Origin of the sequence: Enterobacter sp. BNK-34 (assembly GCF_048684445.1) — a bacterium.
Lineage (GTDB): Bacteria > Pseudomonadota > Gammaproteobacteria > Enterobacterales > Enterobacteriaceae > Enterobacter > Enterobacter pseudoroggenkampii.
The window spans coordinates 2,211,994-2,238,861 of the sequence record NZ_JBLQUA010000001.1 but is presented as its reverse complement, the minus strand read 5'-3'; the positions used below and the strand labels follow the sequence as shown (position 1 = coordinate 2,238,861).

Genomic DNA, 26,868 nt, shown 5'->3' with positions numbered 1-26,868 from the left:
AACGGATAACGACGATGAATAGCACCTGGGTTAAACATGCGATCAGCGAAATCAATGCCGACTATCAGCGCTCGGCGGATACGCACCTGATTCGCCTTTCCCTGCCGGGATTTGACGGCATTCAGCTCTATCTGAAAGACGAAAGCACCCATCCTACCGGTAGCCTGAAGCATCGCCTGGCGCGCTCGCTGTTTTTATACGGTTTATGTAACGGCTGGATCAAAGAAGGCACCACCATCATTGAATCCTCATCCGGTTCAACGGCGGTGTCCGAAGCCTATTTTGCCCGCCTGCTGGGCCTGCCGTTTATCGCGGTGATGCCGTCATGCACCGCAAAACGCAAAATCGAGCAGATCGAATTTTACGGCGGTCGCTGCCACTTTGTGGAAAGCGCCTGCGAAATCTACGCCGCCTCCGAAATGCTGGCCCGTGAGCTGAACGGTCACTATATGGACCAGTTCACCTTCGCCGAGCGCGCAACGGACTGGCGCGGCAATAACAACATTGCCGACAGTATCTTCCGCCAGATGACCCACGAACCGCATCCGGTTCCGTCGTATATTGTCATGAGCGCCGGTACCGGCGGCACCTCAGCCACGATCGGACGCTACATCCGCTGTCAGGGCTACGATACCCAGCTGATGGTGGTTGACCCGCAGAACTCCGTGTTCCTCGACTACTGGCAAAACCGCGATGCCGGTCTGCGCAGCCCGGTGGGCAGTAAAATTGAAGGGATTGGCCGCCCGCGCGTGGAGCCCTCTTTCATCCCCGACGTGGTGGACGAGATGATGCGCGTACCGGATGCCGCCAGCGTGGCAACGGCGCACTGGCTGGAAACGCAGCTTGGCCGCAAGGTGGGTGCCTCCACGGGCACAAATATGTGGGGCGCGCTGCAGCTTGCCGCACGTATGCGCGAAGAGGGTCGCACCGGTTCCATCGTCACGCTGCTGTGTGACAGCGGCGAGCGTTATCTTGAGACCTACTACAACGCGGAGTGGGTGCAGGCCAACATTGGCGACATCACGCCGTGGAAAGCGCAGATTGCGCAGCTTGTGAAATAAAAAAAAGCCAGACCGAAGTCTGGCTTGCTGGAAGGGTCTCACTATTCGGGGGAATATGGGAGGTTGCTGTTGTCCAGCCAATGCGTCAAAAAATGGGACACCGCCTCATTACGGCAGTGACCAATAACCGGCAGATGAGGAAGTTCTGCTTTCAGCTGCGCCATCGCATTCCCCATGATCAGACCGCGACCTACGCTGCCAAGCATTTCGCGGTCGTTCATGGCGTCACCAAACGCCATACACTCCTGCAGCGTTAAGCCCAGGTGGTCGCTCAGAACCGCCAGAGCGGAACCTTTGTTACAGCCCACCGGCAGCACTTCCAGGCAATCCACCGCCGAGAAGGTCAGGTGCGCCCGGTCGCCCAGCGCCTCATTCAGTTGAATCCGTAAGCGGCACAGATCGTCGTGATCGCCGCAGAAGCAGATCTTAGTTACCGCATGGGCGGGGATCCGACGCAGATCGATAAGCTGGTATTTAAAGCCGCTGTAAACATGCGCGTGCAATAATTCCGGGATGTCGCTTCCGGTAAACCATCCCCGATCGTTAAAGACGTGGATGCTGGCCTGCGTGTCCCAGGTGCTGTGCAGCACGATGTCCGCCACTTCCGGGTTGAGATCCTGTCGATGCAGCACGTCGCCTTCTACGGAGTGAATTCGCGTCCCGTTGCCGGTGATCAGAAAGGCGTCGAGGGAAAACGCCCCCAGCAGGTGGCGCATTTCCAGCACATGACGCCCGGTGGCAAACGTCAGGGTGACATTACGCTCGTGCAGGCGCTTCAGCGTGTTCAGGGTTTTTTCCCCTAAACAGTGATCCGGCATTAACAACGTACCGTCCATATCAAATGCAGCGAGCCGAGCCATGATTACTCCCGAAATGTGATGCGGTTAACTTGTGCATCAGTATCGTGTGAGATATACGGAAGTAATAGTGAATAGATGATAATTATTGTTCCGGGTTTCTTATGCGCCAGCTCAATCGACTCAACCAGTATCACCGCCTGTGGCAGCCTTCCCTGGGTGCAACGCAACAGGTCACCATCAGCGAGCTGGCCGCCCGCTGTTTTTGTAGCGAGCGGCATGTCCGAACGCTGCTGCGTCAGGCCCAGGAGGCGGGCTGGCTGAGCTGGCGAGCGCAGTCTGGCCGCGGTAAGCGGGGTGAGCTTACGTTCCATGTCACGCCGGAGTCACTGCGCAATGCGATGATGGAGGAGGCGCTGAAGAGCGGGCAGCAGCATAACGCGCTGGAACTGGCACAGCTTGCCCCTGCAGAATTACGATCGTTGCTACATCCGTTTTTAGGCGGGCAGTGGCAAAACGACACGCCGACGCTGCGCATCCCCTATTACCGCTCACTGGATCCGCTTCAGCCGGGTTTTTTACCTGGTCGGGCGGAGCAGCATCTTGCTGGACAGGTATTCTCCGGACTGACGCGATTTCACGGCAACAGCAGTGAACCCACGGGCGATCTCGCTCATCACTGGGAGGTGTCGACGGACGGTTTGCGCTGGCATTTCTATATTCGTTCCACTCTGCACTGGCATAACGGCGATAAGGTCGAAACCGGACAGCTTCAGCAAAGCCTGAATGCGCTTTTTGCCTTACCCGCCCTGCGTAAACTGTTCCAAAGCGTCCTGCGCATTGACGTCACCCATCCCCAGTGTCTGACGTTCACACTGCACCAGCCGGATTACTGGCTGGCACACCGCCTCGCCACCTACTGTAGCCGGCTTGCACATCCCGAACAGCCGCAGACGGGCTGCGGCCCCTTCAGACTCAGCGTGTATGCGCCGGATCTGGTTCGTCTGGAAAGCCACGAACAGTACCATCTCAGCCACCCGCTGCTTAAGGCTATCGAATACTGGATCACACCGTCGCTGTTTGACTATGGGCTGGGTACCAGCTGTCGCCATCCGGTGCAGATCGCCATTGGCGAGCCGGATGAACTTGAAAGCCTGCGCCTGGTGACGAACAGTACCAGTCTTGGCTTTTGCTATCTCACCCTGAAGCAAAGCCCGCGGCTGAGTGAAATGCAGGCACGACGGCTCATTAACATCATTCATCTCTCATCGCTTCTGCACACGCTACCGCTTAACGAGGGGCTGATTACCCCAACAGAGGAATTACTGCCCGGATGGGCGATCCCTCAGTGGTCGGATCTGGCACATGTCCCCCTGCCGGAGACCTTAACCCTGATTTACCATTTGCCGGTTGAGTTGCACACGATGGCGCGTCAGCTAAAACAGTACCTTGCACAGCAGGGCTGCGAGCTAACGGTTATCTTTCACGACGCAAAAACCTGGGACGGATGCCAGCAACTGGCGGACGCGGATCTCATGATGGGTGACAGGCTGATTGGCGAAGCGCCGGAATATACGCTTGAGCAGTGGCTACGCTGTGATGCCCTCTGGCCACACCTGCTGAGCGCGCCGCAATATGCCCATCTGCAGGCCACGCTGGATGCGGTACAGACTCAGTCCGATGAGCAGGCCAGACATGCCGGGCTCAGGGCCATTTTCTCCGGACTCATGGAAAAGGCGGTGATCACCCCACTGTTCAATTATCAATACCAGATCAGCGCCCCGCCGGGTGTCAACGGCATACGCCTCAACACCCGCGGCTGGTTTGACTTTACCGAAGCCTGGCTGCCCGCCCCTAAATCGTGAAGAAGCTGGTCGCCGTCGTGGTCTGACGGTAACATAACGTTTTTACCGTAACAGTCGAGATGATTTATGAAACGTGCCGTCGTCGTGTTCAGCGGAGGACAAGACTCTACTACCTGCCTGGTTCAGGCTCTTCATCAGTACGATGAAGTTCACTGTGTGACTTTCGATTATGGTCAGCGTCATCGCGCTGAAATCGACGTTGCCCGTGAACTTGCCCTGAAACTGGGCGCACGCGCGCACAAGGTGCTGGACGTTACGCTGTTAAATGAACTGGCCGTAAGCAGCCTCACCCGGGACAGTATTCCCGTCCCGGACTACGAACCCGATGCCAGCGGCATTCCGAATACCTTCGTGCCGGGTCGTAATATCCTCTTCCTGACCCTGACGGCGATCTACGCTTACCAGGTAAAAGCCGAAGCGGTGATCACGGGCGTGTGCGAGACCGACTTCTCCGGCTACCCGGACTGTCGTGATGAGTTCGTGAAAGCGTTAAACCACGCCGTCAATCTGGGGATGGCGAAAGAGACGCGCTTTGAAACCCCGCTCATGTGGCTGGATAAAGCAGAAACCTGGGCGCTGGCGGACTACTGGGGCAAGCTGGACCTCGTTCGCAGCGAAACGCTCACCTGCTATAACGGTATCAAAGGCGACGGTTGCGGCCACTGCGCGGCCTGTAATCTTCGCGCTAACGGGCTGAACCACTATCTTGCCGATAAAGTCGGCGTGATGGCCGCGATGCAGAAAAAGACCGGGCTTAAATAGGGCTATTTGACCGTGCTGTCGAACAGTTTCACACCGGCAGCACGGGTGACTTTCATCAGCGTTGTCAGCGTTGGGTTGCCGTTGTCTGATAAGGTTCGGTATAGCTGCTGGCGGGACAGACCTGCTTTGGTAGAAATTTCTCCGATACCGCCTCGCGCTTCGATGACCTGACGGAGTGCAATGAGATAAGCAGGGATCCCCTGGTCTTCATAGATCTCTTCCAGGGCCGTTTGCAGATAACGCTGAGCGTAGGAAGGATTCTCTCGCAGCATTTTCACAACAGCATCATGGTGGTTAACGGAGCTCGAATATTTTCGTTCAGCGGCACTCATTGGAATGTCCTTTTGTTTGATGATCTTTCCAGTAATCTACTGCCAGTTGGATATCTGCTTTTTGGCTCTTTTTGTCACCACCGATCAGTAACAATAAAACCTGCCGATTCTCTACTGAAAAATAGATTCTGTAGCCGGGGCCACTGTCGACTCGCATCTCCCAAACACCTTCCCTGAGATACCTGTAATCGCCAAAATTACGTTTTATCGCACGGTTAATCCGCATAAGGATCCGGAAAACCATATCCGGATCCTTTCGATTCATTCTGGCTACCCACTCTTCAAACGGCACTTTTCCGTCACGGGTCCGGTAACGTTCAACAACGTAGTCCCTGTCCATTATTCTATCCCTGAAAAACCCTTTTGTCTTTTATAAAAGACAAATTCCTACGCGATCATCAACTCCAGCTTTTCCCGCAGCTCCCCTTCCAGCGGCAGCGCTTTCTGCGTTTTCAGATCGATACAGACAAAAGTAATCAGCGCATCAGCCACCACCTGCCCTTCAGGATCGAGCGTCACCACCTGGCTTAGCACCCCGCTTTTGCCGTTGATCTGCTGCACCTGGCTGGTCACCGTGAGCACATCGCCCAGCACGGCCGGACGCCGGTAGTTGATATTGATATTGACGACCACAAACGCGATGTTGTGCGCGGTCAGCCACTGAAAACTTTCGCTATTTTCCAGCCCGTCCCAGCGCGCTTCTTCAAGAAACTCAAGATAGCGAGCGTTGTTCACATGCTGATAAACGTCGAGATGAAAACCGCGTACTTTGATTTTTGTCTGCATAGCGCAATTGCCTTTACTGTTATTGTAGGATGAGAGGTCATAACTGGTATGACCTCTTTATCCTGGCAAAATTTTGCCGCAGTGCAAGAAATTGCGTAATTACAGCGTCAGGTGTGAGAGGTTGCGCTCAACCAGTGCGCCCCCCATGCCCGGAACCTGTTTGAGATCGTCGACCGTTTTGAAAGGACCATACTCTTCGCGGTAGCTGACGATGGCCTGCGCTTTTTTCAGGCCGACGCCATTCATCACGCGGGCCAGATCTTCCGCCGAGGCCGAATTGATACTCACCCGCGTACCGTCATCATCCGCATTTTTACCGGCGTCAGTCGCTTTGGTTTGCCCTTGCACCGGCGCGGCTGCGTCGGACTTGCTCTGCGTAGCCTGTGGTTTGGCGGCGGGCGTCGCCGCCAGCGCGCCCGCGCTCATCCCGGTGGTGGCAATAGCCAGCGTAATTAACAGTGCTTTGATTCCACATTTCATGCTGTTATCTCCTTGTTTGTTGACAGCCACGTCACGATAGCCGCCAGATAAACCCGGCACAAACAGCAGATTGCAGAAATGGAAAAGGCCGCGAAAGCGGCCTTTAGTTATTGCAGAGCGTTACGAAAATCTGCGAGCAGACACGTAATTACTGCTGCTGAGTCATCACATCACCCAGCTTGATTTTGGCTTCTTTACGCAGGTTGCTCATCATGGCTTCGAAGGCAATCTGAGCATTGTTCTGGGTAATCCCCTGAACCATCGCTTTCTTCTGCGCGTCTGGCAGGGTGCCGGCTTTTACTTCATCCAGCGCCAGCAGAACGACGTTACCCTGCGCATCGGTGGTGGTACCGAAGCTTGGCTTGTCCTTCGCAGGCAGAGTCAGACCAAACGCGGCCTGGCTGATTGGGTCCTGGCCGGTACGGCTCAGCGTTTTCGCTTCACCGAAGCTCAGGCCAGCCGCTTTCAGCGCGTCTTCTTTACCCGCTTTCAAATCAGACAGAATCTTTTCAGCATCCAGTTTCGCCTGCTGTTCCGCTTTGTTGTGCTTAACCTGGGCAACGACCTGATCCTTCACGTCCGCCAGCGGTTTGACCGCTTCTGGCTTGTGCTCGCTGACGCGCAACACAAACGCACGATCGCCGTCGACGGTAATGATGTCAGAGTTACTGCCCGGCGTGCCGTTCTCACCCACCAGACCACCATTGAAGATGGCATCGGAAACCGGTTTAAAGTTCAGCTCTTCCGGCAGGTTGTCACGACCAAACCAGCCCGTCTCAACCGCCTTCACACCCGCCGCCTGCTCAGCACCCGCCAGAGATTCGTTGTCGTTGCTGGCAGCATCGCTCACCTTCTGCTGCAGCGCGTAGTAGGCATCCAGCGCTTTTTCCTGTTTCACTTTCGCCGCGATATCGTCGCGAACCTCAGCCAGAGGCTTGGTTTTCGCCACGGTGATGTCGTCCAGACGCGCGACCAGGAAACCAACGGAAGACTTGATGACGCCAGAAAGTTGACCTTTCTCTTTCAGACCGGCATTTTTCAGCTCATCCGGTGTGGTCGCGTCTTCCAGCCATCCCATATCACCGCCGTTTTTCGCAGAGATAATGTCGGTGGATTTCGCTTTCGCAACGGTCGCGAAATCAGCGCCTTTATTCAGCTCTTCCAGTACCGCTTTGGCATCAGCCTCGGTCTTCGTCTGAATCACGCTGTAGCGGTTACGCTGCGGCTGAGTGAACTGATCCTGATGCTGGTCGTAGTAAGACTGGATTTCCGCATCAGACGCGGTTTCCTGCAGCGCGGCAGCATCCAGCTTGATGTAGCTCACACGGAACTGCTCTGGAGAAACAAAGGAATTCTTGTTCTGCTCGTAGTAAGCGTTAACGTCAGCGTCGCTCACCTGCTGTTTCGCCGCCAGGGCGTTCACATCAATAGTCGCTTCGCGTACAACGCGCTGCTGCGCCACCAGCGCGGCCAGTTCGTCCGTTTCACCTTTGAGCATGAAATCGGTGCCCACAACGGCATTGATGAGCTGCTGGGTGGTCAGCTGATTACGCAGAGCCTGCGCGTACTGATCGGCCGTCATGCCCATCTGGTTGACGATGCTGTTATAACGCGCGTTGTCGAATTTACCGTTAGACTGGAAAGCCTGGGTGGAGAAGATGGCTTTTTTCACCTGCTCATCGCTGATGCCAAGGCCCAGTTTTTTGGCATACTGATCCAGAAGCGCTTCGTCGATAAGACGGTTCAGTGTCTGCTGGCGCAGGGTCTTCATGTACCCTTCGTTCGCCGCCAGTTCAGAGAATTGGTCGCCCAGCTGTTGCTGCATACGGTTACGTTCACCGGCAAAAGCATTCTCGAACTGACCACGGCTGATCTCCTGGCCATTCACTTTTGCGGCATAGTTTGCGCCACCGCCAATAAGGTAACTGCTCACGCCGGTCAATATGAACGACACGATAATGATACCGAAAATAATCTTGAGCACGAGACTGTTAGCAGCCGTGCGTAAGCTGTCCATCATGGTGTAACAACACTCCGCTGTAGGTGACTGGTTACCTGACGCTGACGGAAAATCCTGCCCGTCGCGCGTGAAGGTGTATTGTGACAAGAAAACGGGGCGATTGTCAGCCCACAACTCGCATAAACTCGCACAAATCAGGTCTGGACAAACAAAAAAGGCACATCAAATGATGCGCCCTTGTACTTTCCGGCTTCCCTGAAACGGGAAAGCAATCAGTTTACTGCGTCTTTCAGCGCTTTACCTGCACGGAAACCCGGCACTTTAGCAGCAGCAATGGTGATCTCTTTACCGGTCTGAGGGTTGCGGCCAGTACGGGCAGCACGCTCTTTAACAGCAAAAGTACCGAAGCCTACCAGTGCAACGTCGTCCCCAGCCTGCAGAGATTCAGTAACAGAAGCAATTAATGCATCTAAGGCACGTCCAGCTGCAGCTTTAGAAATATCAGCACCAGCAGCAATTTTGTCAATCAGTTGAGATTTATTCACTGTTCTCTTCCTCTCTTTATAATTTATATCGCGCCTGAATCCTTCACAACGCGACCGCGCAGCAGTTATATCAGGCCTGCCATGACCTTACAACACCCGTTGTTGATGGCTGACCTAATCAGCAATCTAAATTAGCTATACAAAAAAAGGCTGGCAAGTGCGAAATGACTTACCAGCCTTGTTTTTATTGACGCTCTTTGCGCGAGGTCACTATTTTGCGGTTACAACCTGCATTCCGGAGGGTTCATTCTGCAGTGCGAGACTGAGAACTTCCTCAATTCGCTTAACAGGATGAATCTGCAGATCGGCAATCACGTTGTCCGGAATCTCTTCCAGATCGCGTTTATTTTCGTAAGGGATCAATACGGTTTTGATCCCACCGCGGTGCGCCGCCAGCAGTTTTTCTTTTAAACCACCAATCGGCAGAACCTGACCACGCAGCGTGATTTCACCGGTCATTGCCACATCAGCACGCACCGGGTTCCCTGTCAGACAGGAAACCAGAGCGGTACACATGGCAATACCCGCGCTTGGACCATCTTTCGGCGTCGCCCCTTCAGGTACGTGCACGTGGATGTCGCGTTTTTCGTAGAAATCAGGGTTGATACCCAGTTTCTCCGCACGTGCGCGCACCACGGTCAGCGCCGCCTGGATGGACTCCTGCATCACTTCACCCAGCGAGCCGGTGTAGGTCAGTTTGCCTTTACCTGGCACACAGGCGGTTTCGATGGTCAGCAGATCGCCACCCACTTCCGTCCATGCCAGGCCAGTCACCTGACCAACGCGGTTTTCGTTGTCCGCGCGACCGTAGTCGAAGCGCTGGACGCCCAGGTACGCATGCAGATTATCGCCGTTAATCACAATGTGTTTCAGGCTCTTATCCAGCAGCAGCTGTTTCACCGCCTTACGGCACAGTTTAGAGATTTCACGCTCAAGGCTACGCACGCCCGCTTCACGGGTGTAGTAGCGAATGATGCCGATAATCGCGCTGTCCTCGACGGTCAGCTCGTTGGCTTTCAGCGCGTTACGCTCGATCTGTTTCGGCAGCAGGTGCTGCTTAGCAATGTTCAGCTTCTCATCTTCGGTATAACCGGAGAGACGGATCACTTCCATACGGTCCAGCAGCGGGGCCGGAATGTTCATGGAGTTGGAGGTCGCCACGAACATCACATCGCTCAGGTCGTAGTCCACTTCCAGGTAGTGATCGCTGAACGCCACGTTCTGTTCTGGATCAAGCACTTCCAGCAGTGCAGACGCAGGGTCGCCACGCATGTCCGACGACATCTTATCGATCTCATCGAGCAGGAACAGCGGGTTTTTAACCCCCACTTTCGCCATCTTCTGGATCAGTTTACCCGGCATAGAACCGATGTAGGTACGGCGGTGACCGCGGATTTCCGCCTCATCGCGTACGCCACCCAGCGCCATACGGATATACTTACGTCCGGTCGCTTTGGCGATGGACTGACCCAGAGAGGTTTTGCCCACCCCCGGCGGCCCGACCAGGCACAGAATTGGGCCTTTGATTTTGTTTACACGGCTCTGTACCGCGAGGTACTCAAGAATGCGGTCTTTCACGCGTTCCAGGCCGTAGTGGTCAGTATCCAGGATTTCCTGCGCCTGACGCAGGTCTTTTTTGACCTTGCTGCGGGCGTTCCACGGAACCTGCACCATCCACTCAATATAGCCGCGTACAACGGTCGCTTCAGCCGACATTGGAGACATCATTTTCAGCTTCTGCAGTTCTGCTTCGGCTTTCTCTTTCGCCTCTTTCGGCATCTTCGCCGCGTCGATCTTACGCTTCAGCGCTTCGTTTTCGTCCGGCGCGTCGTCCATCTCGCCCAGCTCTTTCTGAATGGCCTTCATTTGCTCATTCAGATAGTACTCACGCTGGGATTTCTCCATCTGCTTTTTCACGCGGTTGCGAATGCGCTTCTCAACCTGCAGCAGATCGATTTCGGACTCCATCATCGCCATCAGGTATTCCAGACGTTCGTTAACGTCGGACATTTCCAGCACGGACTGTTTGTCAGCCAGCTTCAGCGGCATATGGGCAGCGATGGTGTCCGCCAGACGTGCAGGATCGTCGATGCTGTTCAGCGACGTCAGCACTTCTGGTGGGATTTTCTTGTTCAGCTTGATATAGCCTTCAAACTGGCTAATCGCGGTGCGCACCAGCACTTCCTGCTCGCGCTCATCAAGCTCAGGCGAATCAAGGTACTCTGCCTTCGCAGAGAAGTGCTCGCCGTCGTCTGACAGAGTGGTAATACGCGCACGCTGCAGCCCTTCTACCAGCACCTTCACGGTGCCGTCAGGCAGCTTCAGCATCTGCAAAATGGAGGCCACGGTCCCGACGGTGAAAAGATCGTTTACACCCGGCTCATCCGTTGATGCTTCTTTCTGCGCCACCAGCATGATTTTTTTATCATGATCCATAGCGGCTTCGAGGCAACGGATAGATTTTTCCCGCCCTACAAATAAGGGTATGACCATGTGCGGATAAACCACCACATCGCGCAACGGCAATACGGGGATTTCAATGCGTTCAGAACGCTCAGGATTCATAGAGCTCTCTCTTAGTTAGTGTCCGCCAGGTAAGCTGGTCATGTCACTGTGCTTCACATAACCATTAACATGTATCCAGTATATGGGGATGTTTGCCACACATTCAACGCTATGAATACGGAAAAAGTAAAGGGGAGATAAAATCCCCCCTTTTTGATTAACTGCTTGTATGATTTGGTGAATTATTCGCCAGATGCCTGCTGTGCTTCCGGTTTGCCGTAAATCAGCAGCGGCTTGGTTTGACCGCTGATGACGGACTCGTCAATCACCACTTTCTCCACGTCTTCCATCGATGGCAGATCGTACATGGTGTCGAGCAGTGCCGCTTCAACGATAGAACGCAGGCCACGGGCACCGGTTTTACGGATCATCGCTTTCTTGGCAATGGCATCCAGCGCTTCGTCGCGGAATTCCAGGTCAACGCCTTCCAGATTGAACAGCGCCTGATACTGCTTGGTCAGCGCATTTTTTGGCTCTTTCAGGATCTGGATCAGCGCGTCTTCACTCAGCTCATTCAGCGTTGCCACAACCGGCAGACGGCCGATGAATTCAGGGATCAGACCGAATTTGATCAGATCTTCTGGTTCAACCTGAGACAGCAGTTCACCTTCGTTTGGTTTTTCGGACGTCGATTTCACCGTTGCGCCAAAACCAATGCCGGAGCCGGTTTCAACACGGTGGGAGATGACTTTATCCAGACCAGCAAACGCACCGCCACAGATGAACAGGATCTTGGAGGTATCAACCTGCAGGAACTCCTGCTGAGGATGTTTACGACCACCCTGTGGCGGAACAGCGGCAACCGTACCTTCGATCAGCTTCAGCAGTGCCTGCTGTACGCCTTCACCCGATACGTCACGGGTAATGGACGGGTTGTCGGATTTACGGGAGATCTTGTCGATCTCATCGATGTAAACAATCCCGCGCTGGGCTTTCTGTACGTCGTAATCGCATTTCTGCAGCAGTTTCTGGATGATGTTTTCAACATCCTCACCCACATAACCGGCCTCGGTCAGGGTGGTGGCATCCGCCATGGTGAACGGAACATCAAGCAGACGCGCCAGGGTTTCAGCCAGCAGCGTTTTACCGGAACCGGTTGGGCCGATCAGCAGAATGTTACTTTTACCCAGTTCTACGCCATTGCTGGTGTCGCCGTTACGCAGACGTTTGTAGTGGTTATAGACCGCTACCGCCAGCACTTTCTTGGCCTGCTCCTGTCCGATGACGTAGTCGTCAAGGTGATGACGAATTTCATGCGGCGTTGGCAGCGCGCTGCGCTCACGGTGCGGTGCGACTTCTTTAATCTCTTCGCGAATGATGTCGTTACATAAATCGACACATTCGTCGCAGATATACACGGACGGCCCGGCAATCAGTTTACGCACTTCATGCTGGCTTTTGCCGCAAAAAGAGCAGTACAGCAGTTTGCCCGAACCATCTTTGCGTTTATCTGTCATGAGTCCAAACCTCTTTTTAAGTTCTTTGTGCCGCACATGACGACGCAAATGCCAATCTAAGACGCAAGCTGCAATAAGCAGCGTGCCGCCCTACCTTAGTATAGCGGCACACTCGCGTCGCGGGCATCAATTACGATGGGTCAACACGGAGTCGACTAAGCCGTACTCAACTGCCTCTGGTGCAGAGAGGAAGCGATCGCGCTCGGTATCGCGCTCGATCTGCTCGAGTGGTTGACCCGTATGCTGCGCCATAAGTTCATTCATGCGCGCTTTTACTTTCAGAATTTCGCGGGCGTGGATTTCGATATCCGTCGCCTGCCCCTGGTAACCGCCCAGCGGCTGGTGAATCATCACGCGGGAATTTGGCAAGCAGAAACGCTTACCTTTCGCCCCTGCTGTTAACAGGAACGCGCCCATAGATGCAGCCTGACCCATACAGATAGTGCTGACATCTGGCTTGATGAATTGCATGGTGTCATAAATGGACATCCCCGCTGTAATCACGCCCCCCGGGGAGTTGATGTACAGGTAAATGTCTTTTTCCGGGTTTTCCGCTTCCAGAAACAGCATCTGCGCCACGATCAGGTTAGCCATGTGGTCTTCCACCTGGCCGGTCAGAAAGATAACGCGTTCCTTGAGCAGACGGGAATAGATATCAAAAGATCGCTCACCACGTGAGGTCTGTTCAATAACCATTGGCACCAGAGCCATATGGGGTGCAAAGTTATCTCGTTCGCCACTGTATGACATTTCCGTCTCCTGGATCTAAATTGAAAACACCTGCTGTACTGATTGTAACCTTATGGACGGATTATCAGCCAGTCTCATTCATCGTGATTACGTACTTATGGGGTTCACAGTGCCCTATTTCAAGCATAACAACCTTTTGTTGTTACGCTAACACTGAAAGGGCGTTTTAGCACTCTTCCTGGGCTATTGGTGTGATAAAAAAAACCCGTCACCAAAAGGCAACGGGTTTTTGTTCAAACTTTAAACCGTTGGGGCGAAATTACGCCTGCTGGTTCATCAGTTCGTTGAAAGAGGTCGCTTTTTCGGACACTTTCGCTTTCGCCAGTACCGCTTCAACAGCCTGCTCTTCCAGGGCGACGTTGCGCATGTTGTCCATCAGCTCTTTGTTCTTACCGTAGAACTCGATCACTTCTGATGGATCTTCGTATGCAGAAGCCATCTCTTCGATCAGGCCTTTCACACGCTCTTCGTCAGCTTTCAGCTCGTGGGTACGAATCACTTCACCCAGCAGCAGGCCAACAACTACGCGGCGTTTCGCTTGCTCTTCGAACAGCTCGCGTGGCAGTTCCATCGCTTGCTGCTGGTTGCCACCGAAACGCTGTGCAGCCTGACGGCGCAGAACGTCGATTTCGCTGTCGATCAGGGCAGCTGGAACGTCGATGTCGTTGGCTTTCACCAGACCTTCGATCGCCTGAGATTTCACACGGTTACGCACCGCGCCGTTCAGTTCGCGTTCCATGTTCTTACGCACTTCGGTACGCAGACCCGCTACGGAACCATCTTCCACGCCGAAACGCTTGATGAATTCTTCAGTCAGTTCTGGCAGTTCGCGCTCTTCAACTTTCTTCAGGTTGATAGCGAACTTCGCTGCTTTCCCTTTCAGGTTTTCAGCGTGGTATTCTTCCGGGAAGGTCACGTCGATGGTGAACTCTTCGCCAGCCTTGTGGCCTTTGATACCGTCTTCGAAGCCTGGGATCATACGACCCTGGCCCATTGCCAGTACGAAGTCAGACGCTTTACCGCCTTCGAACTCTTCGCCGTCTACAGAACCGGTGAAGTCGATGGTGACACGGTCTTCAGCATCAACAGCGCCTTCTTTCTCTTTCCAGTTCGCCTGCTGCTTGCGCAGGGTATCCAGCATGCCGTCAACGTCTTCGTCAGTCACGGAAACAACTGGTTTTTCAACTTCGATAGATTCCAGACCTTTCAGCTCAACTTCCGGGTACACTTCGAACTCTACGGAGTAGGTGAAGTCTTCGCCCAGTTTGTATTCGCCTGGAACGTAGTTCGGCGCGCCGGCCGGATTGATTTTTTCTTTGATGATCGCATCAATAAAGTTACGGCTCATCAGTTCACCCAGCACATCCTGACGCACGGAAGCGCCATAACGCTGAGCAACAACATTCATTGGTACTTTGCCCTTGCGGAAGCCGTCAATACGTACTTTTTTTGCTACGTTGACCAGCTCGCTTTTCACAGCAGTTTCGATGCTGTCAGCAGCGATAGTAATCGTTACACGGCGGCCAAGGCCTTGAGTGGTTTCAACTGAAACTTGCATCTTGTTACCTCAAAAAAATCACAGTGCTCGGTCAACTCTGAATCTGTCTGTTATACCGGGATGCTCTCTTAGTGCAGATTCACATTCCCTGTCGCCAGAATCATCCCGAAGACATTCAATAAGACGCGGCATTATAGCGGCATCACTTAGGTGAGTCGAGAACGGTTGGGGCATGTTGCTGCGGCTTTTTTCACACTTTAAGGCTATTTTTAGCCTTAAAATCGCACCATCCGCTCAAAACTCAGACAAAACAAAACGGCCCGGAGGCCGTTTTGAGGAAATCTGTAAGCAACATACTGGAAAAGCTCCAGCCGTTGCAAATCCGATTTATCAGGCGATTGTGCCTGCTCCGCGACAGGGCGGTGATGCAAAAACCGTATCCTGCAAGCCTTCCCATTCCTTAATGGTGTAGGTATGCAGTGCCAGCGCATGTACGGTCGTGGAGAGTTCTTCCGTCAAGGTGCTGTAGATCAAGCGATGCCGATTCAGGAAACGTTCTCCCGTGAAGCGATCGCTAACCAGAACCACTTTGAAGTGGCTTTCAGAACCTGCCGGCACGTTATGACGATAGCTTTCGTCGACGACTTCGAGGAACACAGGGTTGAACGCCGCCCTTAATTTATCTTCTATATGCTCACGTATCATCATGAAATTACTCCTCCGACAACGCCAGGATGTCACCCATCCCTTTAAATGTTAGCCGCTTTTACCGTTTCCATTACACCTTGACAACAAATATTTAGCTTTCGTCTGATTTTCTCATTCAAACGAATGAAGTTCACTGTGAGACTCATACGTTTTGTCATACACGGATTGGGAAAAACGGTGAACTGGTCAGTTTTCGGACAAGGCGATGAATTTACATGCGTTGACCACTTCCCCTCGCCGTTGGCGATGTTATGATGGCGGCAATTTTTCTCTTTATATGCTTACGATTCGTTGAGAACCCGAAAATGTTAAAAAAACTCTTCTTTCCGTTGGTAGCCCTTTTTATGCTGGCAGGCTGCGCTACCCCGCCTACCACTATTGATGTCTCACCAAAAATCACCCTGCCTCAGCAGGACCCAAGCCTGATGGGCGTCACCGTGAGCATTAACGGTGCCGATCAGCGTCAGGATCAGGCGCTGGCAAAAGTGACCCGCGATAACCAGCAGGTTACCCTCACCGCGTCCCGCGACCTGCGCTTCCTGCTCCAGGAAGTGCTGGAGAAACAGATGACCGCTCGCGGCTACATGATTGGCCCAAGCGGCGCGGTTGATCTGCAGATCATCGTGAACAACCTGTATGCTGACGTGTCTCAGGGCAACGTGCGCTACAACATCGCGACCAAAGCGGATATCGCCATCATTGCCACCGCGAAGAATGGCAACAAGATGACCAAAAACTACCGCGCCAGCTACTCTGTTGAAGGTGCGTTCCAGGCCTCCAACCAGAACATTGCTAACGCCGTTAATAGCGTGCTGACCGATACCATCGCCGATATGGCGCAGGACACCAGCATTCACGACTTCATCAAGCAGAACGCGCGTTAATCCCGCTCGCTGACCCGGTGTATCACCGGGTCAGTTTTATAAGAACATGTCCAGCCATTACTTACGCATTTTCCAGCAACCGAAATCAGCGATTCTGCTGATCCTCGGCTTTGCCTCGGGTTTACCCCTCGCACTCACTTCCGGCACGCTTCAGGCGTGGATGACGGTCGAGAACATCGATCTGAAAACCATTGGCTTCTTCTCGCTTGTGGGCCAGGCCTACGTCTTTAAGTTCCTGTGGTCTCCGGTCATGGATCGCTACACGCCGCCTTTCCTCGGGCGTCGTCGCGGCTGGCTGGTGATGACGCAAATCCTACTGCTGCTGGCCATTGCGGCGATGGGTTTTCTTGAACCTACCACGCAGCTTCGCTGGATGGCGGCGCTTGCGGTGGTGATTGCCTTCTGTTCCGCCTCTCAGGATATCGTGTTCGACGCCTGGAAGACGGACGTGTTACCTGCGGAAGAGCGTGGCGCCGGTGCGGCAATCAGCGTGCTGGGCTATCGCCTCGGGATGCTGGTCTCCGGTGGGCTGGCGCTGTGGCTTGCCGACCGTTACCTCGGCTGGCAGGGCATGTACTGGCTGATGGCCGCCCTGCTGATCCCCTGCATTATCGCGACCTTATTGGCGCCCGAACCGAGTGACGTTATCCCGGTTCCCCGCTCGCTGGAGCAGGCCGTCGCCGAACCGCTTCGTGACTTCTTTGGCCGCAACAACGCCTGGCTGATCCTGTTGCTCATCGTCCTTTATAAGCTGGGCGATGCCTTTGCCATGAGCCTGACCACCACCTTCCTGATCCGCGGTGTCGGTTTTGACGCCGGCGAAGTGGGTGTGGTGAATAAAACGCTGGGGCTGTTTGCGACCATTGTCGGGGCATTATACGGTGGCGTGCTGATGCAGCGCCTGACGCTGTTCCGCGCGCTGCTGATTTTCGGCATCCTTCAGGGCGCCTCTAACGCAGGCTACTGGCTGCTGTCGATTACCGATAAACATACGATCAGCATGGCCGCGGCGGTGTTCTTCGAAAACCTCTGCGGCGGTATGGGCACAGCGGCGTTTGTCGCCCTGCTGATGACCCTGTGCAACAAGTCATTTTCCGCCACGCAGTTCGCTCTGCTCTCGGCGCTCTCTGCCGTAGGCCGCGTGTACGTTGGCCCGATTGCCGGCTGGTTCGTGGAAGCCCACGGTTGGCCAACATTTTATCTCTTTTCTGTCGTGGCCGCCGTGCCGGGGATTTTATTGTTGCTGGTGTGTCGCCAGACGCTGGAATATACCCAGCGGACAGAACACTTTATGCCGCGCACCGAATATCACCGCGCCTACCGTTTTGCGTTACGTCTGTTAATGGTGGGCTGCCTTGCTCTGGCACTGTGGCTGGTGGTGCTCATTATTAATGCCAGCACGTCACTGGCACTCCCCTTCGAAGCCCTTCTGCTGGACGCAGGCGCCCTGCTGGCTATCGCCGGGATCCTGACCGGGGGCCTGCTCGATTTCATGGCCTTGCGTAAAACGCAGATGACCTGAAGAAAAATGCGAAAGGTTATTTTCCGTTGTAATCACTAACCGAAATTATAACGGCGAAATAGCCATCAACCGCAAAAAAAATATTTGTTGTTTTGTGCGGGATAGGATTTGGAAATTATTGGCTCCCATTCCAAAACGCTATTTTTCATTAAACGATTCAGCATGCGAGAGTTTGATTTTTCGTTTTTTAGATGTCTTTTTATTGATAATTAATTGTTAATTTTTTGTTTATTTTCAACAATGGTTATACCAATTGCCCCTTTTAGGGTATGCTTGGGGGTCCTTTCGTTATAAAGCCCATGCCATGCGGCTTCGGTCATAAGAACCGACATAATTTGCAACACTTGTGACACGTGCGGCAGAACCCGGTAACACCTTCCTGACACAGGCCTAATGATGTTTACAGTAATGTAACCTTCCCGTAAAATGCCCGCACACTTTAAACGCCACCAGACTCCGTGGAATTGAGGTCGTTAAATGAGACTCGGGAAATACAATAAAAGTTTGGGATGGTTGTCATTATTCGCGGGCACTGTATTACTCAGTGGCTGCGATTCTGCACTACTAGACCCCAAAGGACAGATTGGACTGGAACAACGTTCACTGATATTGACGGCTTTTGGCCTGATGTTGATTGTGGTTATTCCTGCCATTTTGATGGCTGTTGGTTTCGCCTGGAAGTATCGTGCGAGCAATAAAGATGCGAAGTATAGCCCTAACTGGTCACACTCCAATAAAGTGGAAGCTGTGGTCTGGACGGTACCTATTCTGATCATCCTGTTCCTTGCCGTACTGACCTGGAAAACCACTCACGCACTTGAGCCAAGCAAACCGCTGGTTCACGATGAGAAACCTATTACCATTGAAGTGGTCTCCATGGACTGGAAATGGTTCTTCATCTATCCAGAGCAGGGTATTGCTACCGTGAATGAAATCGCCTTCCCGGCGAACACTCCGGTTCAGTTCAAAGTGACCTCCAACTCCGTAATGAACTCCTTCTTCATCCCACGTCTGGGTAGCCAGATTTACGCGATGGCCGGTATGCAGACCAATCTGCACCTGATCGCGAATGAAGCAGGCACCTATGATGGTATCTCCGCCAGCTATAGCGGCCCGGGCTTCTCAGGTATGAAGTTCAAAGCTATTGCGACGCCGGACCGTGCCGCTTTCGACCAGTGGGTTGAAAAAGCGAAGCAGTCTCCAAACACCATGTCTGACATGGCGGCGTTCGAAAAAGTGGCTGCACCTAGCGAATACAACAAGGTGGAGTACTTCTCTAATGTGAAACCAGATTTGTTCAAAGACGTTATTGGCAAATTTATGGATCACGGCAAGAGCATGGACATGACCCAGCCTGAAGGCCAGCACAGCGCGCATGAAGGTATGGAAGGCATGGACATGAGCCACGCGGAAACCGCTCACTAAGGGGCCGAGGAAGAAAATGTTCGGAAAATTGACACTGGATGCAGTGCCCTACCATGAACCGATTATCGTGGTTACGGTGGCTGCAATTATCATTGGTGGCGCGGCCTTACTGGCCCTGATCACTTACTTCGGTAAGTGGAGCTACCTGTGGAACGAGTGGCTGACTTCGGTTGACCACAAAAAACTCGGTATCATGTACTGCATCGTCGGTATCGTCATGTTAATTCGTGGCTTTGCGGATGCGATCATGATGCGTAGCCAGCAGGCACTCGCTTCAGCGGGTGAAGCCGGCTTCCTGCCGCCGCACCACTACGATCAGATCTTTACCGCTCACGGCGTTATCATGATCTTCTTCGTGGCGATGCCGCTGGTTATCGGTCTGATGAACGTTGTCGTTCCGCTGCAAATCGGCGCGCGCGACGTGGCGTTCCCGTTCCTGAACAACCTGAGCTTCTGGTTCACGGTTGTCGGCGTTATTCTGGTTAACCTGTCACTGGGTGTGGGCGAATTCGCGCAGACCGGCTGGCTGGCTTACCCGCCGCTGTCAGGAATTGAGTACAGTCCGGGCGTTGGCGTCGACTACTGGATTTGGGCGCTTCAGCTCTCCGGTGTCGGTACTACCCTGACCGGTATCAACTTCTTCGTGACCATTATCAAGATGCGTGCCCCTGGCATGACCATGTTCAAGATGCCGGTATTTACCTGGGCATCTCTGTGCGCCAACATCCTGATTATTGCCTCCTTCCCAATTCTGACCGTCACCATCGCGCTGCTGACCCTGGACCGCTACCTGGGCACCCATTTCTTCACGAATGATATGGGTGGCAACATGATGATGTACATCAACCTGATTTGGGCCTGGGGTCACCCGGAAGTGTACATTCTGGTTCTGCCTGTGTTCGGTGTGTTCTCCGAAATCGCGGCAACCTTCTCGCGTAAACGTCTGTTTGGTTACACCTCTCTGGTGTGGGCAACCGTGTGTATTACCGTTCTGTCGTTCATCGTTTGGCTGCACCACTTCTTCACCATGGGTGCGGGCGCGAACGTAAACGCCTTCTTCGGTATCACCACTATGATTATCGCCATCCCTACCGGGGTGAAGATCTTCAACTGGCTGTTCACCATGTACCAGGGCCGTATCGTGTTCCACTCAGCGATGCTGTGGACCATCGGCTTCATCGTGACCTTCTCCGTAGGTGGGATGACCGGCGTACTGCTGGCGGTACCAGGTGCTGACTTCGTTCTGCACAACAGTCTGTTCCTGATTGCGCACTTCCATAACGTTATCATCGGTGGCGTGGTCTTCGGCTGCTTCGCTGGCGTAACCTACTGGTGGCCAAAAGCGTTCGGCTTCACGCTGAACGAAAAATGGGGTAAACGCGCGTTCTGGTTCTGGATCATCGGCTTCTTCGTGGCATTTATGCCGCTGTACGTGCTGGGCTTCATGGGTATGACCCGTCGTCTGAGCCAGCAGATCGATCCGCAGTTCCACCCAATGCTGATGGTTGCAGCGGGCGGTGCCGTGCTGATTGCCTGTGGTATCGCGTCTCAGCTGATTCAGTTCTACGTGTCTATTCGCGACCGCGACCAGAACCGTGACCTGACCGGTGACCCATGGGGTGGCCGTACGCTGGAGTGGGCAACCTCTTCTCCACCGCCTTTCTATAACTTTGCCATCGTGCCGCAGGTTCATGAACGCGACGCATTCTGGGAAATGAAAGAAAAAGGTGAAGCGTACAAGCAACCTGCTCATTACGAAGAGATCCACATGCCGAAAAACAGCGGTGCGGGCATCGTGATTGCCGCCTTCGCAACGGTATTTGGTTTCGCAATGATCTGGCACATCTGGTGGATGGCGATTGTTGGCTTCGCCGGCATCGTAATCAGCTGGATTGTGAAGAGCTTTGACGAGGACGTGGACTACTACGTACCAGTCCGTGAAGTTGAGAAGCTGGAAAATCAGCATTTCGACGAGATTTCTAAAGCGGGGCTGAAAAATGGCAACTGATACTCTGGCGCACTCAACTGCCCACGCGCATGAACATGCGCACCACGATACAGGACCGACCAAAGTCTTCGGTTTCTGGATCTACCTGATGAGCGACTGCATTCTATTCTGCTGTCTGTTCGCGACCTATGCCGTTCTGGTGAACGGCACGGCGGGCGGCCCGGCTGGCAAGGATATCTTTGAACTGCCGTTCGTTCTGGTTGAAACCGCACTGCTGTTATTCAGCTCCATCACCTACGGCATGGCGGCTATCGCCATGTACAAAAACAACAAGAGCCAGGTTGTTTCCTGGCTGGCGTTGACCTGGTTGTTTGGTGCTGGATTTATCGGGATGGAAATCTATGAATTCCATCACCTGATTCTGGAAGGTTTCGGTCCGGATCGCAGTGGTTTCCTGTCCGCGTTCTTCGCGCTTGTGGGCACCCACGGTCTGCACGTCACCTCTGGTCTGATCTGGATGGCGGTACTGATGTTCCAGGTATCCCGTCGCGGCCTGACCAGCACTAACCGTACCCGTATTATGTGCCTGAGCCTGTTCTGGCACTTCCTGGACGTGGTGTGGATCTGTGTGTTCTCTGTTGTATATCTGATGGGGGCGATGTAATGAGTCATTCAAACGATCATGGCGCTTCCCACGGTAGCGTAAAAACCTACATGACAGGTTTCATCCTGTCGATCATCCTGACGGTGATCCCGTTCTGGATGGTGATGAGCGGTTCTGCGTCTAAGCCGGTTATTCTGGGTGCAATCCTGGTGACCGCGGTGATTCAGATTCTGGTGCATCTGGTTTGCTTCCTGCACATGAACACCAAGTCCGATGAAGGCTGGAATATGACCGCCTTTATCTTTACCGTGATTATCATCGCTATCCTGGTAGTCGGTTCCATCTGGATTATGTGGAACCTCAACTACAACATGATGGTTCACTAAGAGCGGCGAGTATGTTTAAGCAATACCTGCAAGTAACGAAACCAGGCATCATCTTTGGCAACCTGATCTCCGTGATCGGAGGGTTCCTGCTGGCCTCTAAGGGCAGCATTGATTACACCCTCTTTATCTACACGCTGGTCGGTGTGTCACTGGTTGTTGCGTCCGGTTGTGTATTTAACAACTACATCGACATGGATATCGACAAGAAGATGGAAAGGACCAAAAATCGGGTGCTGGTGAAAGGCCTGATCGCCCCTTCCGTCTCGCTGGTGTACGCCACCTTGCTGGGTATTGCTGGCTTTATGCTGCTGTGGTTTGGCGCTAACCCGCTGGCCTGCTGGCTGGGGGTGATGGGGTTCGTGGTGTATGTGGGCGTCTACAGCCTGTATATGAAACGCCACTCCGTCTACGGCACGCTGATTGGTTCTCTCTCCGGCGCTGCGCCGCCGGTGATTGGCTACTGCGCGGTCACGAACGAGTTCGACAGCGGTGCGGCTATCCTGCTGGCTATCTTTAGCCTGTGGCAGATGCCGCACTCTTATGCCATCGCGATTTTCCGCTTTAAGGATTATCAGGCAGCGAACATCCCGGTTCTGCCCGTCGTGAAAGGCATTTCGGTTGCCAAGAACCACATCACGCTGTACATCATCGCCTTTGCCGTGGCAACGCTGATGCTCTCTCTGGGTGGTTACGCTGGATATAAATATCTGGCGGTAGCGGCTGCGGTGAGCGTCTGGTGGCTCGGTATGGCGCTGCGCGGTTACAAAGTGGAAGATGACAAAGTCTGGGCGCGCAAACTGTTTGTGTTCTCGATTGTGGCCATCACCTCGCTGTCCGTGATGATGTCTGTCGATTTCATGGTGCCAGATTCACACAACCTGCTAACTTACGTCTGGTAAGCCACAACAGGTGAATAAAGGGGTGCTTCGGCACCCTTTTTTATTCACGGAATTTATTAATAACGCATGTAATATTTGTTAAATAACCCTTTATTTACCCCGCCCCTTCCCCGCACTACACTATGGCCTGCTTTTGAACTGAGGTGGTAATGAACGATTATAAAATGACGCCAGGCGAGCTTCGCGCGACCTGGGGCTTAGGGACTGTCTTCTCGCTACGGATGCTTGGCATGTTTATGGTCCTGCCTGTTCTGACCACGTACGGTATGGCGCTGCAGGGGGCCAGCGAGGCGCTGATTGGGCTCGCAATCGGCATCTACGGTCTGGCGCAGGCGGTGTTCCAGATCCCGTTTGGCCTGCTCTCTGACCGGGTGGGCCGAAAGCCGCTGATCGTCGGTGGGCTGCTGGTCTTTGTGCTCGGGAGCGTCATTGCCGCCCTCTCCCACTCCATCTGGGGAATTATTCTCGGCCGCGCCCTGCAGGGTTCCGGCGCGATTGCCGCTGCGGTGATGGCGCTGCTGTCAGACTTAACCCGCGAGCAGAACCGCACTAAAGCGATGGCGTTCATTGGCGTGAGCTTTGGCGTGACGTTTGCGATTGCGATGGTGCTGGGCCCCATTATTACGCACACATTGGGTCTGCACGCGCTGTTCTGGATGATTGCCGTGCTGGCGACCATCGGTATTGCCTTAACCCTGTGGGTGGTTCCGGACAGCAAAAACCACGTCCTCAACCGTGAATCGGGGATGGTAAAAGGCTGCTTCAGCAAAGTGATTGTCGAGCCGCGCCTGCTGAAGCTGAATTTTGGCATTATGTGTTTGCACATCCTGCTGATGTCGACCTTTGTTGCCCTGCCCGGCCAGCTTGCCGCAGCGGGTTTTCCGGCTGCTGAGCACTGGAAAATCTATCTGGTCACGATGCTGATTTCGTTTGTCTCCGTCGTGCCGTTCATCATCTACGCCGAAGTGAAGCGCAAAATGAAGCGCGTCTTCGTGGGCTGCGTGGCGATACTGCTGATTGCCGAGATCGTGCTCTGGGGGGCCGGCCCGCACTTCTGGGAGCTGATTGCCGGCGTGCAGCTGTTCTTCCTGGCCTTTAACCTGATGGAAGCGTTGCTCCCGTCGCTTATCAGCAAAGAGTCCCCCGCCGGTTACAAAGGCACGGCAATGGGCATTTATTCCACCAGCCAGTTTCTCGGCGTGGCAATCGGCGGCTCGCTTGGCGGCTGGGTGGACGGCCTGTTTGATTCACAAACCGTGTTTCTCGCCGGTGCGCTGTTGGCGACAGTCTGGCTGCTGGTCGCCAGCACCATGAAAGAGCCGCGCTACGTGAGCAGCCTGCGCGTGGAAATCCCGAATGACGTTGAGATTAGCGATGCGCTGAAACAGCGTCTGGAAGCAAAAGAAGGCGTGACAGAAGTGCTGATTGTCCCCGAAGAGCGCAGCGCTTACGTCAAAATAGACAGTAAAATGACCAACCGCTTCGAAGTTGAGCAGGCGCTCAAAGCGTGAAAAAAAGCCCGGTTAAACCGGGCTTTTTATATTAATCGCGGAAGTTTTTAAACTGGAACGGCTGCCCCAGATCGCCGCCGCGCACCAGCGCCATCACCGACTGGAGGTCATCACGGGATTTCCCGGTGACGCGAATCTCTTCGCCCTGGATCTGCGCCTGCACCTTCAGCTTGCTGTCTTTGATGAGCTTCACAATCTTCTTCTGCACCGCGCTCTCGATGCCCTGCTTCAGCTTAGCTTCAACAAACCAGTTCTTACCGCTGTGCACAAACTCTTCCGGTACATCCAGAGACGTCCCTTCGATGCCGCGCTTTAACAGCTTGGCGCGCAGAATGTCGAGCAGCTGATTTACCTGGAAATCAGACTCGCTCAACACCTTGATGGTCTTATTTGCATCGTTCAGCTCAAACGACGCCTCAACGCCACGAAAATCGAAACGTGACTCAACTTCGCGGGTTGCGTTCTCAACGCCGTTGCGAACTTCCTGGATATCAACTTCGGAAACAATATCGAAAGATGGCATCTTTTCTTCTCCCTTCACTTTTGTTGCGTTGCATAATACCCGCTACGAGGCATAACTCAACAGAAGCTTAGCTGTATAATTAAGCTGTAACACCTGGCGCAGTTGCAGGTGAGGAGGAACAATGAAAATTACAGTGCTCGGATGTGGAGCCCTTGGTCAGCTGTGGCTGACCGCGCTGTGCAAGCACGGACATGAGGTTCAGGGCTGGCTGCGCGTGCCCCAGCCCTATTGCAGTGTAAACCTGATTGGTGAAGACGGAAGCATCTTTAACGAATCCCTCACCGCGAACGATCCTGATTTCCTGGCGCAAAGTGACCTTTTACTGGTGACGCTCAAAGCGTGGCAGGTCTCAGACGCGGTAAAGACGCTGTCCGCCCAGCTCCCCCCCACTTCGCCCATACTGCTGCTGCATAACGGCATGGGGACCCTTGACGAGCTGAAAAGCGTTCCGCAGCCCCTGCTGATGGCGTCGACCACGCACGCTGCCCGTCGCGACGGTAACATCATCGTGCATGTCGCCAGCGGGGTGACGCACATTGGACCCGCCAGAACGCAGGATGGCGACTATAGCTATCTGGCCGATGTGCTGCAGAAGGTGCTGCCGGACGTGGCCTGGCATAACCATATTCGTCCTCAGCTCTGGCGCAAGCTGGCCGTAAACTGCGTGATCAATCCGCTGACGGCGCTGTGGAACTGTCCGAACGGAGAGCTGAAAAATCATCCACAGGACGTTGCGGTGCTGTGTGCAGAAATCGCGGCGGTCGTTGAGCGGGAAGGCCTGCACACGTCGGCGGACGATTTGCGCTGCTACGTCGAGCAGGTTATTGAAAGCACGGCAGAAAACATCTCCTCGATGCTGCAGGACGTTCGGGCATTACGCCACACGGAGATCGACTATATCACCGGTTATCTGCTAAAACGCGCCCGCGCGCACGGCATCGCGGTGCCGGAAAACGCCCGTCTGTATGACCTGGTTAAACGTAAGGAGAGTGAATATGAGCGCGTCAGCCCTGATCTGCCTCGCCCCTGGTAGCGAAGAGATGGAAGCGGTCACCACCATTGATTTGATGGTGCGCGGTGGCATTAAGGTGACAACCGCCAGCGTCGCCAGCGACGGCAGCCTGGCGATTACCTGCTCGCGCGGCGTGAAGCTGCTCGCGGATGCCCCGCTCGTGCAGGTAGCCGACGGGGATTACGACATCATCGTTTTGCCCGGTGGCCTGAAAGGCGCGGAATGTTTTCGCGACAGCCCGCTGCTGGTCGAGACCGTGCGTCAGTTTCATTTATCCGGCCGTATCGTCGCCGCTATCTGTGCCGCCGCTGGCACGGTGCTGATTCCGCACGATATCTTCCCTATCGGCAACATGACCGGCTTCCCGGGGCTTAAGGATACGATCCCGGATGAGCATTGGGTGGATAAACGCGTCGTCTGGGACCCGCGCGTCAACCTGCTGACCAGCCAGGGACCCGGCACCGCAATTGATTTTGGCTTAAAGATTATAGACCTGCTGGTCGGGCGAGAAAAGGCGTACGAAGTGGCATCGTCGCTGGTGATGCCGGCGGGGATTTATAATTATTACGAATAGGTGTTTTCTCCCTC

At 54.0% G+C, this 26,868-nt stretch carries 26 protein-coding genes; 13 read left to right on the top strand and 13 right to left on the bottom strand.

The annotated features are described in order from the left end of the window. The first annotated feature begins 14 nt into the window (after positions 1–14). Positions 15–1,061, top strand: a complete 1,047-nt coding sequence (locus ACMGG5_RS10805; protein ID WP_048989744.1) for a PLP-dependent cysteine synthase family protein — start codon at positions 15–17, stop codon at positions 1,059–1,061. Between the two features lie 41 nt (positions 1,062–1,102). On the opposite strand, the gene cof is transcribed toward ACMGG5_RS10805, so the two are convergent. Then, positions 1,103–1,921, bottom strand: coding sequence for an HMP-PP phosphatase (cof, locus tag ACMGG5_RS10800; RefSeq protein WP_420277833.1), 819 nt, complete (start codon positions 1,919–1,921; stop codon positions 1,103–1,105). 101 nt (positions 1,922–2,022) lie between these two features. Here cof and ACMGG5_RS10795 point away from each other — a divergent pair, with 101 nt between their 5' ends. Then, positions 2,023–3,723, top strand: a complete 1,701-nt coding sequence (locus tag ACMGG5_RS10795; RefSeq protein ID WP_420277832.1) for an SgrR family transcriptional regulator — start codon at positions 2,023–2,025, stop codon at positions 3,721–3,723. A 66-nt stretch (positions 3,724–3,789) separates the two neighbouring features. Beyond that, entirely contained in the window at positions 3,790–4,485 is a 696-nt protein-coding gene (queC, locus tag ACMGG5_RS10790; protein WP_208763561.1) for a 7-cyano-7-deazaguanine synthase QueC, read from the top strand. 2 nt (positions 4,486–4,487) lie between these two features. On the opposite strand, the gene ACMGG5_RS10785 is transcribed toward queC, so the two are convergent. The 11 genes from ACMGG5_RS10785 to bolA form a co-directional block, all read right to left on the bottom strand. Then, positions 4,488–4,817: an addiction module antidote protein gene (locus ACMGG5_RS10785; protein WP_024906824.1), complete on the bottom strand. Its 330-nt coding sequence runs from the start codon at positions 4,815–4,817 to the stop codon at positions 4,488–4,490. Beyond that, on the bottom strand, positions 4,804–5,157 hold the full coding sequence (locus tag ACMGG5_RS10780; protein ID WP_024906823.1) for a type II toxin-antitoxin system RelE/ParE family toxin: 354 nt from the start codon (positions 5,155–5,157) through the stop codon (positions 4,804–4,806). Before ACMGG5_RS10780 ends, ACMGG5_RS10785 begins: the two co-directional genes overlap by 14 nt. A 47-nt stretch (positions 5,158–5,204) precedes the next feature. Next, on the bottom strand, positions 5,205–5,603 hold the full coding sequence (locus ACMGG5_RS10775) for a YbgC/FadM family acyl-CoA thioesterase (protein ID WP_024906822.1): 399 nt from the start codon (positions 5,601–5,603) through the stop codon (positions 5,205–5,207). A gap of 99 nt (positions 5,604–5,702) precedes the next feature. Next, complete coding sequence (locus ACMGG5_RS10770; RefSeq protein WP_061715872.1) at positions 5,703–6,083, bottom strand: helix-hairpin-helix domain-containing protein; 381 nt, start codon at positions 6,081–6,083, stop codon at positions 5,703–5,705. A gap of 148 nt (positions 6,084–6,231) precedes the next feature. Continuing rightward, a complete protein-coding gene (gene ppiD / locus ACMGG5_RS10765; RefSeq protein WP_420277831.1) occupies positions 6,232–8,103 on the bottom strand; it encodes a peptidylprolyl isomerase in 1,872 nt (623 codons plus the stop codon). 212 nt (positions 8,104–8,315) lie between these two features. Beyond that, complete coding sequence (hupB, locus tag ACMGG5_RS10760; RefSeq protein ID WP_002444653.1) at positions 8,316–8,588, bottom strand: nucleoid-associated protein HU-beta; 273 nt, start codon at positions 8,586–8,588, stop codon at positions 8,316–8,318. Between the two features lie 210 nt (positions 8,589–8,798). Further along, complete coding sequence (lon, locus tag ACMGG5_RS10755) at positions 8,799–11,153, bottom strand: endopeptidase La (protein ID WP_023334706.1); 2,355 nt, start codon at positions 11,151–11,153, stop codon at positions 8,799–8,801. A gap of 182 nt (positions 11,154–11,335) precedes the next feature. Beyond that, positions 11,336–12,610, bottom strand: coding sequence for an ATP-dependent protease ATP-binding subunit ClpX (gene clpX, locus ACMGG5_RS10750; protein WP_024906819.1), 1,275 nt, complete (start codon positions 12,608–12,610; stop codon positions 11,336–11,338). 126 nt (positions 12,611–12,736) lie between these two features. Beyond that, complete coding sequence (gene clpP / locus ACMGG5_RS10745; RefSeq protein WP_010428105.1) at positions 12,737–13,360, bottom strand: ATP-dependent Clp endopeptidase proteolytic subunit ClpP; 624 nt, start codon at positions 13,358–13,360, stop codon at positions 12,737–12,739. A gap of 259 nt (positions 13,361–13,619) precedes the next feature. Beyond that, the gene (tig, locus tag ACMGG5_RS10740) at positions 13,620–14,918 is read right to left on the bottom strand and encodes a trigger factor (protein WP_024906818.1); all 1,299 of its coding nucleotides are present in this window, start codon (positions 14,916–14,918) and stop codon (positions 13,620–13,622) included. 330 nt (positions 14,919–15,248) lie between these two features. Continuing rightward, on the bottom strand, positions 15,249–15,566 hold the full coding sequence (bolA, locus tag ACMGG5_RS10735; RefSeq protein WP_021241655.1) for a transcriptional regulator BolA: 318 nt from the start codon (positions 15,564–15,566) through the stop codon (positions 15,249–15,251). Positions 15,567–15,871: 305 nt separating this feature from the next. Between bolA and ACMGG5_RS10730 the strand changes: the two genes are divergently transcribed. The 8 genes from ACMGG5_RS10730 to ACMGG5_RS10695 all read left to right on the top strand — a co-directional run bounded on the left by ACMGG5_RS10730 (position 15,872) and on the right by ACMGG5_RS10695 (position 24,745). Beyond that, positions 15,872–16,450, top strand: coding sequence for a lipoprotein (locus ACMGG5_RS10730; RefSeq protein WP_023310568.1), 579 nt, complete (start codon positions 15,872–15,874; stop codon positions 16,448–16,450). A 46-nt stretch (positions 16,451–16,496) separates the two neighbouring features. After that, positions 16,497–17,972, top strand: coding sequence for a muropeptide MFS transporter AmpG (ampG, locus tag ACMGG5_RS10725; protein WP_032646163.1), 1,476 nt, complete (start codon positions 16,497–16,499; stop codon positions 17,970–17,972). 477 nt (positions 17,973–18,449) lie between these two features. Beyond that, the gene (gene cyoA, locus ACMGG5_RS10720) at positions 18,450–19,397 is read left to right on the top strand and encodes a cytochrome o ubiquinol oxidase subunit II (RefSeq protein ID WP_232938508.1); all 948 of its coding nucleotides are present in this window, start codon (positions 18,450–18,452) and stop codon (positions 19,395–19,397) included. 16 nt (positions 19,398–19,413) lie between these two features. Then, the gene (gene cyoB / locus ACMGG5_RS10715) at positions 19,414–21,405 is read left to right on the top strand and encodes a cytochrome o ubiquinol oxidase subunit I (RefSeq protein ID WP_014168864.1); all 1,992 of its coding nucleotides are present in this window, start codon (positions 19,414–19,416) and stop codon (positions 21,403–21,405) included. Then, positions 21,395–22,009, top strand: a complete 615-nt coding sequence (locus ACMGG5_RS10710; protein ID WP_023334703.1) for a cytochrome o ubiquinol oxidase subunit III — start codon at positions 21,395–21,397, stop codon at positions 22,007–22,009. The genes cyoB and ACMGG5_RS10710 overlap by 11 nt, the downstream gene beginning before the upstream one ends. After that, positions 22,009–22,335, top strand: coding sequence for a cytochrome o ubiquinol oxidase subunit IV (locus ACMGG5_RS10705; RefSeq protein WP_006176899.1), 327 nt, complete (start codon positions 22,009–22,011; stop codon positions 22,333–22,335). The genes ACMGG5_RS10710 and ACMGG5_RS10705 overlap by 1 nt, the downstream gene beginning before the upstream one ends. Before the next feature lie 11 nt (positions 22,336–22,346). Next, complete coding sequence (gene cyoE, locus ACMGG5_RS10700) at positions 22,347–23,234, top strand: heme o synthase (RefSeq protein ID WP_157188686.1); 888 nt, start codon at positions 22,347–22,349, stop codon at positions 23,232–23,234. 149 nt (positions 23,235–23,383) lie between these two features. Beyond that, positions 23,384–24,745, top strand: a complete 1,362-nt coding sequence (locus ACMGG5_RS10695; RefSeq protein WP_024906816.1) for an MFS transporter — start codon at positions 23,384–23,386, stop codon at positions 24,743–24,745. A 31-nt stretch (positions 24,746–24,776) separates the two neighbouring features. On the opposite strand, the gene ACMGG5_RS10690 is transcribed toward ACMGG5_RS10695, so the two are convergent. Further along, entirely contained in the window at positions 24,777–25,268 is a 492-nt protein-coding gene (locus tag ACMGG5_RS10690; protein ID WP_023334701.1) for a YajQ family cyclic di-GMP-binding protein, read from the bottom strand. A gap of 121 nt (positions 25,269–25,389) precedes the next feature. On the opposite strand from ACMGG5_RS10690, the gene panE reads away from it, so the two are divergent. Continuing rightward, entirely contained in the window at positions 25,390–26,301 is a 912-nt protein-coding gene (gene panE, locus ACMGG5_RS10685; RefSeq protein WP_148769546.1) for a 2-dehydropantoate 2-reductase, read from the top strand. Beyond that, the gene (gene yajL, locus ACMGG5_RS10680; protein WP_157188684.1) at positions 26,264–26,854 is read left to right on the top strand and encodes a protein deglycase YajL; all 591 of its coding nucleotides are present in this window, start codon (positions 26,264–26,266) and stop codon (positions 26,852–26,854) included. Before panE ends, yajL begins: the two co-directional genes overlap by 38 nt. Positions 26,855–26,868: the final 14 nt, after the last annotated feature.

Coding starts and splice junctions, on each gene's coding strand:
- ACMGG5_RS10805 (WP_048989744.1), top strand. CDS start 15: ATGAATAGCACCTGGGTTAAACATGCGATCAGCGAAATCAATGCCGAC.
- cof (WP_420277833.1), bottom strand. CDS start 1,921: ATGGCTCGGCTCGCTGCATTTGATATGGACGGTACGTTGTTAATGCCG.
- ACMGG5_RS10795 (WP_420277832.1), top strand. CDS start 2,023: ATGCGCCAGCTCAATCGACTCAACCAGTATCACCGCCTGTGGCAGCCT.
- queC (WP_208763561.1), top strand. CDS start 3,790: ATGAAACGTGCCGTCGTCGTGTTCAGCGGAGGACAAGACTCTACTACC.
- ACMGG5_RS10785 (WP_024906824.1), bottom strand. CDS start 4,817: ATGAGTGCCGCTGAACGAAAATATTCGAGCTCCGTTAACCACCATGAT.
- ACMGG5_RS10780 (WP_024906823.1), bottom strand. CDS start 5,157: ATGGACAGGGACTACGTTGTTGAACGTTACCGGACCCGTGACGGAAAA.
- ACMGG5_RS10775 (WP_024906822.1), bottom strand. CDS start 5,603: ATGCAGACAAAAATCAAAGTACGCGGTTTTCATCTCGACGTTTATCAG.
- ACMGG5_RS10770 (WP_061715872.1), bottom strand. CDS start 6,083: ATGAAATGTGGAATCAAAGCACTGTTAATTACGCTGGCTATTGCCACC.
- ppiD (WP_420277831.1), bottom strand. CDS start 8,103: ATGATGGACAGCTTACGCACGGCTGCTAACAGTCTCGTGCTCAAGATT.
- lon (WP_023334706.1), bottom strand. CDS start 11,153: ATGAATCCTGAGCGTTCTGAACGCATTGAAATCCCCGTATTGCCGTTG.
- clpX (WP_024906819.1), bottom strand. CDS start 12,610: ATGACAGATAAACGCAAAGATGGTTCGGGCAAACTGCTGTACTGCTCT.
- clpP (WP_010428105.1), bottom strand. CDS start 13,360: ATGTCATACAGTGGCGAACGAGATAACTTTGCACCCCATATGGCTCTG.
- tig (WP_024906818.1), bottom strand. CDS start 14,918: ATGCAAGTTTCAGTTGAAACCACTCAAGGCCTTGGCCGCCGTGTAACG.
- bolA (WP_021241655.1), bottom strand. CDS start 15,566: ATGATGATACGTGAGCATATAGAAGATAAATTAAGGGCGGCGTTCAAC.
- ACMGG5_RS10730 (WP_023310568.1), top strand. CDS start 15,872: ATGTTAAAAAAACTCTTCTTTCCGTTGGTAGCCCTTTTTATGCTGGCA.
- ampG (WP_032646163.1), top strand. CDS start 16,497: ATGTCCAGCCATTACTTACGCATTTTCCAGCAACCGAAATCAGCGATT.
- cyoA (WP_232938508.1), top strand. CDS start 18,450: ATGAGACTCGGGAAATACAATAAAAGTTTGGGATGGTTGTCATTATTC.
- cyoB (WP_014168864.1), top strand. CDS start 19,414: ATGTTCGGAAAATTGACACTGGATGCAGTGCCCTACCATGAACCGATT.
- ACMGG5_RS10710 (WP_023334703.1), top strand. CDS start 21,395: ATGGCAACTGATACTCTGGCGCACTCAACTGCCCACGCGCATGAACAT.
- ACMGG5_RS10705 (WP_006176899.1), top strand. CDS start 22,009: ATGAGTCATTCAAACGATCATGGCGCTTCCCACGGTAGCGTAAAAACC.
- cyoE (WP_157188686.1), top strand. CDS start 22,347: ATGTTTAAGCAATACCTGCAAGTAACGAAACCAGGCATCATCTTTGGC.
- ACMGG5_RS10695 (WP_024906816.1), top strand. CDS start 23,384: ATGAACGATTATAAAATGACGCCAGGCGAGCTTCGCGCGACCTGGGGC.
- ACMGG5_RS10690 (WP_023334701.1), bottom strand. CDS start 25,268: ATGCCATCTTTCGATATTGTTTCCGAAGTTGATATCCAGGAAGTTCGC.
- panE (WP_148769546.1), top strand. CDS start 25,390: ATGAAAATTACAGTGCTCGGATGTGGAGCCCTTGGTCAGCTGTGGCTG.
- yajL (WP_157188684.1), top strand. CDS start 26,264: ATGAGCGCGTCAGCCCTGATCTGCCTCGCCCCTGGTAGCGAAGAGATG.